Genomic DNA, 5,523 nt, shown 5'->3' on the forward strand with positions numbered 1-5,523 from the left:
ATCATTTGACGGATATAAGAACGATAGGATTGTTCATATTCGACTTTATAGATATTTTCAAAGGTAATGCCGTTATGTTCATAACTGATTTCCTTTAATAATACTTCATCTAAATAGATGCAGTCATCAGAATCTTTATCGTAGAGAAAAACATAGATCGTATCGCTGTTTGTTTTATCAAAGATACTGTCAATCTGATTATATGGAAAAACCTCATCGTTGACCACGCTGTTGTTGTATTTGTGAAGACGATAATCGGATATGAATTTTGATATGATCAAAAGCAAGGAAAATAAAACGACAAGAATGGCTACGATCTTGAGTATTTTTTTCAACATGTTATCACCGTTGACATTTTATCATATTTTCAATATAAAAAAAAGCCAACGTGTTTTATAAAAAAATGAAATGTGGTAAAATAGGTCATAAGGAGTGAAGCTATGAATATTAAAAAAATTGCTTTAACAGCCGGATTACTTTTTCTCGTTGTTTTTTTAATATTTGTGAATATTGGTTTAAATATCAGCGGACCTGCCCGATATGAAGCAAAAAAGGATGAGGCTGTGCTTACGGTTGTACAAAGGCGTTTTCCTTCTATTCATTCGTTGTATCGTCATAGCTTTCAATATGTGACGTATAGTGCTGTATATGGAGAAAAAGCTTATCTTTTTGATAATGAAGGCGAGCTGGTCATGGAAAAGGATTATGATGATTCTATGATCGAGGATATTCAGGCTCTTGTGGCAGCGGATTATGGTATTGAAGATGCATCGGTGAATATCGGCTATGGCTATGATAATATGGTATTTGCGGTAGAGGAAGGGGATCTGATGGTCTATTATGATTATGATACCTATGAGATCGTTTATTATCTTAGGAGAAATTTGATATGAAACAGTGGTATGAAAAGAAATATTTTAATCGGATGTACTGGATCTTTGAGGAAATGGAGAATTTGAATCTGACCCATACCCAGCTTTGTTTGATCCTGTTAGTCCAATATCTTAATGAAACACATTCGCTCATCAGCTTTGATGTATTGAAAAATAAGCTGAATAAAAGCGAGGAGGAGATTGATGATCTGTTGGATCAGCTGCATCAAAAAGGTTATCTGCAGATCGATGTCACTCCGCAGGGCTTTGATATCAATATCGATGGGTTGTTTCAGATGGAGAATGAGCTTCATTTTGAGAAGAATATCTTTGATTTATTTGAAAGTGAGTTTAAACGTCCACTGAGTCCTTATGAGCTTCAAAGGATCAGTGATTGGCTGAATACCTATGATGAAAGATCGATCACCTTTGCATTGCGTGATGCAAGCATGCGAAATATATTAAATTTTGATTATATCAATCGTATTTTGGAGAATGGTGCCCATGAAGAAGATAAGCAGTGATGAACTATTAGATCAATTAGAAATCATGTTTCCTGAAGCTCATTGTGAGCTTGAACATGCATCGACCTTTCAGCTTTTGATTGCGGTCATCCTTTCAGCACAGACGACCGATGCCAGTGTGAATAAGGTGACTCCGGCTTTATTTGAAAAATATCCGACAGCAAAGGAATTGGCATGTGCAGATTTAAAGGATGTGGAAGCACTGATTCACAATATTGGCTTATACCGCAATAAGGCAAAAAACATTATTGCCTGTGCCAAAGAGCTTGTTGAGAGGTTTGATGGAGAAGTACCTTCCAGCATGAAACAGCTGACTTCGCTCAGCGGTGTAGGACGGAAGACGGCAAACGTCGTTATGAGCGTTGCGTTTGACATACCAGCACTTGCCGTGGATACGCATGTTGAAAGGATCAGCAAGCGTCTGGGACTGGCAAAGCCGCAGGATAGCGTATTGCAGGTGGAACAGAAGCTAAAGCGTAAGCTGGATAGAAAAAGATGGAATCGTGCACATCATCTCTTTATTTTCTTTGGCAGATATTTTTGTACGGCAAAGAATCCAAGATGCAGTGAATGTCCGTTTATTGATATATGTCGTGAGAAAAATAAAAATCTTGGACATAATAAGTAATGATTTTACATGAATGTGATAGCAGATTTTACATTGCTTCCTTTATCATATACATCATGTATGGGAGGAAATATGGGCGTTAAGACTGTTGTCGTGAAATATTCGCCAAAGGCTGAGAAGATGGCGAAAAGAATTGAAGATAAGATCAACGAGATGGAAGCGCTGGGTTATGAGTTCATTACTTTTTCAATAAATGGAAGCGCAAAAGCGATTTTAATTTTCAAAGATCGTTTAGAAGAAACTGAGAAACAGCAGGAGGCTTAAACGACTGCTGCTTTTTTGACAGGAGGGCAAGATGAAAGAAGCAGTGATTGACATTGGATCAAACTCAATGCGACTGACCGTATATGAGGTTGAAGAAAAAAACTTTAAGATATTGTTTAAAGAGAAGTTTATGGCTGCTCTTGCGGGATATGTGGAGAGCGGATGTATCAGTGAGGCAGGGATTTTGCGGGCCTGCACGGGACTTTTGGAGTTTAAGAATACATTAAGATTGCTTTCCTTAGATGAGCATGTCCATGTTTTCGCAACAGCTTCCCTGCGGAATATCGTCAATACAGATGATGCCCTGGCTCAAATTAAAATGAGGACAGGCTTTGATATTGATGTCATTACCGGGGAGGAAGAAACCGTTTTGGGTTATGTGGGTGTCATGCATGAAATCGCGGCTTCTGAAGGAGTGTTTATTGATATCGGGGGAGCCAGTACCGAAATCGCAATATTTGACGATCATGGGCTGCTTTTTTCAAATAGCTTCCGAATCGGTTCATTAAAGCTGTATAAGGACTGTGTCAAGAAGATTTTGCCGGGCAAGGGTTCATTAAAGAGAATTGAAAAAGAGATCGATGAAGCGATTCCTTCTGATTTTGATGATTTCGGCAAGAAGAAACAGCTTATTTGTACAGGCGGAACGGCAAGATCTGTTTTGAAATTTGCGAAATTTCTGCAACTTGTATCAGATGATGAGCAATTGCTTTCATATGAGCATTTAAAGAAGATCAAGGAGCTGTTTCTAGGTGATGAAAAGAAGGCTGCAAATGTGATTCTGAAGGTGGATCCGGAACGTATCCATACGATCATTCCCGGATTTATGATTCTTTATGATATTGCGGATCGCTTTCAGGTGGAGAAGCTTATGATCTGTAATTATGGTGTCAGGGAGGGATATCTTTGTCAAAGGATTCTAAGATAATGCAAGATTATTTATATACGCAAAATAGAGAATTAAGCTGGCTGCGGTTTAATCAGCGTGTATTGGAGGAAGCGATGGATGAGAGCGTACCGGCTTTGGAAAGATTGAAATTTATTTCTATTTTTTCAACGAACTTAGACGAGTTTTTCATGATTCGGGTAGGCAGTCTTTTTGATATTGCTTCGGCAAAGGTGGACGATATTGACAATAAGAGTGGATGGAGCGCTGAGGAACAGCTGCATCATATCTACCAGACGATTCCGGGATTGATTGAAAGAAAGACCAATATCTATGCTTCTGTCTGTGAAGCACTTTTACAAAATGAAATCAAAGATGTTTCCTATAAAGAATTAAATGTCAGTGAAGCGAAGTTTGTGAAGCATTATTTTAATGAGAGGATCTTGCCGATCCTTTCACCGCAGATCGTAGATAATCGTCATCCAAAGCCTCATTTTCGTAATAAGCAGCTGTATGTCGCATCGCTTGTCAAGGGAAAGGATAATAAGAAATCAATGGCGTTCATACCGGTTCCTTCCTTGTTGCCGCAAGTGATCATGCTGCCGGATGAAAAACGCTTCATTCGGATCGAAGAGATTCTTTTAAAAATGGCCTCTACGCTTTATGGTCAATATAAGGAAATCGAATCCTGCATCCTATGTGTGACAAGAAATGCGGATGTCAGCTTTGATCCGGAAAAATTTGAAGATGCCGATACGGATTTCCGTACTTATATGAAAAAGATCTTGAAAAAGAGATCGAGCCTTGCGATCGTACGCCTGGAATTGAGCCAGAAAGTATCCAACGCTTTTTCAAAAGAGCTATTGAAGATCATTGATGTAGAAAACCGGCAGATTTATGTAGATACGACACCATTGAACATGAAGTATGTTTTTGAGCTGATCAAAAAGCTTCCGGATAAGATCAAAGATTTGCTTTGTTATACGCCTTATGTGCCGCGATGGCCCAATGATCTTGATAAAAATATCTCGATGATCGAACAGATACGTAAATCAGACAAACTGCTGTTCTTTCCTTTTGATTCGGTAGATCCGTTTATCCATCTATTGAATGAGGCAGCTGACAGAGAAGATGTCGTTTCAATCAAGATCACGATTTATCGTCTGGCTTCTTCTTCAAAAATCATTCGTGCCTTATGCCGGGCTGCCGAAAACGGTAAAGAGGTCGTTGCTTTGATGGAGCTGCGAGCCCGCTTTGATGAAGAAAACAATATTGCATGGTCAGCTATGCTGGAGGAAGCCGGCTGCAAGGTCATTTATGGTTTTGAAAACTATAAGTGTCACAGCAAGATCTGTTTGATCACGCTTCGACAAAAGGGTAAATTCCGTTTTATTACCCAGATCGGTACTGGAAATTATAATGAAAAAACAAATGCCATGTACACGGATCTCAGTTTGATGAGTGCCAGTGAAGAAATAGGAACGGATGCGAGCGTCTTTTTCAGAAATATGATGACTGAAAATCTTGAGGGTGAATATCGTGAGCTTTTAGTGGCACCCTTAGGTATCAAATCAGCGTTGATCCGCCTGATTGATGAAGAGATTGCCAAAGGGGAAGAGGGCTATATCTGCATCAAGGTGAACTCGATCACGGAAAGGGATATGATCGATAAGCTGGAGGAGGCAAGCCGGGCAGGTGTGGATGTCCAGCTGATCGTGCGCGGTATCTGTTGTATTCGTCCGGGAATTATCGGACATACGGATCATATTGTGGTAAACAGTATCGTCGGACGTTTTTTGGAGCATGCCCGTATCTACTGCTTCGGTAAAAATGACAAGATGAAGCTCTATATTTCTTCGGCTGATCTGATGACACGTAATCTGCGTCATCGTGTGGAGATCGCTGCTCCTGTTTATGATGAGGATATCCGAGAAATGATCCTGCGTATCCTTCAGACACAGCTTTCAGATACTGCCAAGGCTTCCTTGTTGCAGCCGGATGGCTCTTATGTACGTAAAAATAAAGCAGGGACAGCTTTGATCGACAGCCAGCAGACATTCATGGATGAAAGCTTGCATAAACAGGTTGTCATAAAACCTGTAAAGAAAGATCTGAAGCATTTTTTGAGAGAATTATTATTGCGCAACAGAAAGTGATGAATCACCAGCAGGACTGGTGATTCTTTTATTCTCTATAAAACCACTTGCTATGCAAGTGGAGCTAAAGAAGCGATAGCGATAAAGAAAACAAAAAGCTCCTTTGCTATAATGGAGTGGGTCTGACAGCCACGACATTAAGCAAAGGAGGATGTCCATGGACGAAAGTAGTTTATCACACACAAAATGGATT

The 5,523-nt window shown here is 39.7% G+C and carries 8 protein-coding genes; 6 read left to right on the plus strand and 2 right to left on the minus strand.

The window, feature by feature from the left end; translation table 11 throughout:
* The coding region (locus Q0K35_RS01860) for a hypothetical protein (RefSeq protein ID WP_294560977.1) at window positions 1-338 on the minus strand (338 nt) is incomplete at its 3' end.
* 102 nt (window positions 339-440) lie between these two features.
* Here Q0K35_RS01860 and Q0K35_RS01865 point away from each other — a divergent pair.
* The 6 genes from Q0K35_RS01865 to ppk1 all read left to right on the plus strand — a co-directional run bounded on the left by Q0K35_RS01865 (window position 441) and on the right by ppk1 (window position 5,330).
* Window positions 441-893: a hypothetical protein gene (locus Q0K35_RS01865; protein ID WP_294560978.1), complete on the plus strand. Its 453-nt coding sequence runs from the start codon at window positions 441-443 to the stop codon at window positions 891-893.
* The gene (locus tag Q0K35_RS01870; RefSeq protein ID WP_294560979.1) at window positions 890-1,396 is read left to right on the plus strand and encodes a DnaD domain protein; all 507 of its coding nucleotides are present in this window, start codon (window positions 890-892) and stop codon (window positions 1,394-1,396) included. Before Q0K35_RS01865 ends, Q0K35_RS01870 begins: the two co-directional genes overlap by 4 nt.
* The gene (gene nth, locus Q0K35_RS01875; RefSeq protein ID WP_294560984.1) at window positions 1,386-2,024 is read left to right on the plus strand and encodes an endonuclease III; all 639 of its coding nucleotides are present in this window, start codon (window positions 1,386-1,388) and stop codon (window positions 2,022-2,024) included. Before Q0K35_RS01870 ends, nth begins: the two co-directional genes overlap by 11 nt.
* Before the next feature lie 72 nt (window positions 2,025-2,096).
* Window positions 2,097-2,288: a hypothetical protein gene (locus Q0K35_RS01880; protein ID WP_294560980.1), complete on the plus strand. Its 192-nt coding sequence runs from the start codon at window positions 2,097-2,099 to the stop codon at window positions 2,286-2,288.
* Between the two features lie 31 nt (window positions 2,289-2,319).
* On the plus strand, window positions 2,320-3,216 hold the full coding sequence (locus Q0K35_RS01885; RefSeq protein ID WP_294560981.1) for a hypothetical protein: 897 nt from the start codon (window positions 2,320-2,322) through the stop codon (window positions 3,214-3,216).
* Window positions 3,195-5,330 (plus strand): polyphosphate kinase 1, encoded by a 2,136-nt coding sequence (ppk1, locus tag Q0K35_RS01890; RefSeq protein ID WP_294560982.1) that lies wholly within the window; start codon window positions 3,195-3,197, stop codon window positions 5,328-5,330. The genes Q0K35_RS01885 and ppk1 overlap by 22 nt, the downstream gene beginning before the upstream one ends.
* On the opposite strand, the gene Q0K35_RS01895 is transcribed toward ppk1, so the two are convergent.
* Window positions 5,310-5,523, minus strand: a 214-nt coding sequence (locus tag Q0K35_RS01895) for a hypothetical protein (RefSeq protein ID WP_294560983.1), incomplete at its 5' end; no start/stop codon positions are given. The genes ppk1 and Q0K35_RS01895 overlap by 21 nt on opposite strands.

Origin of the sequence: uncultured Traorella sp. (assembly GCF_944327115.1) — a bacterium.
Lineage (GTDB): Bacteria > Bacillota_I > Bacilli_A > Erysipelotrichales > Erysipelotrichaceae > Traorella.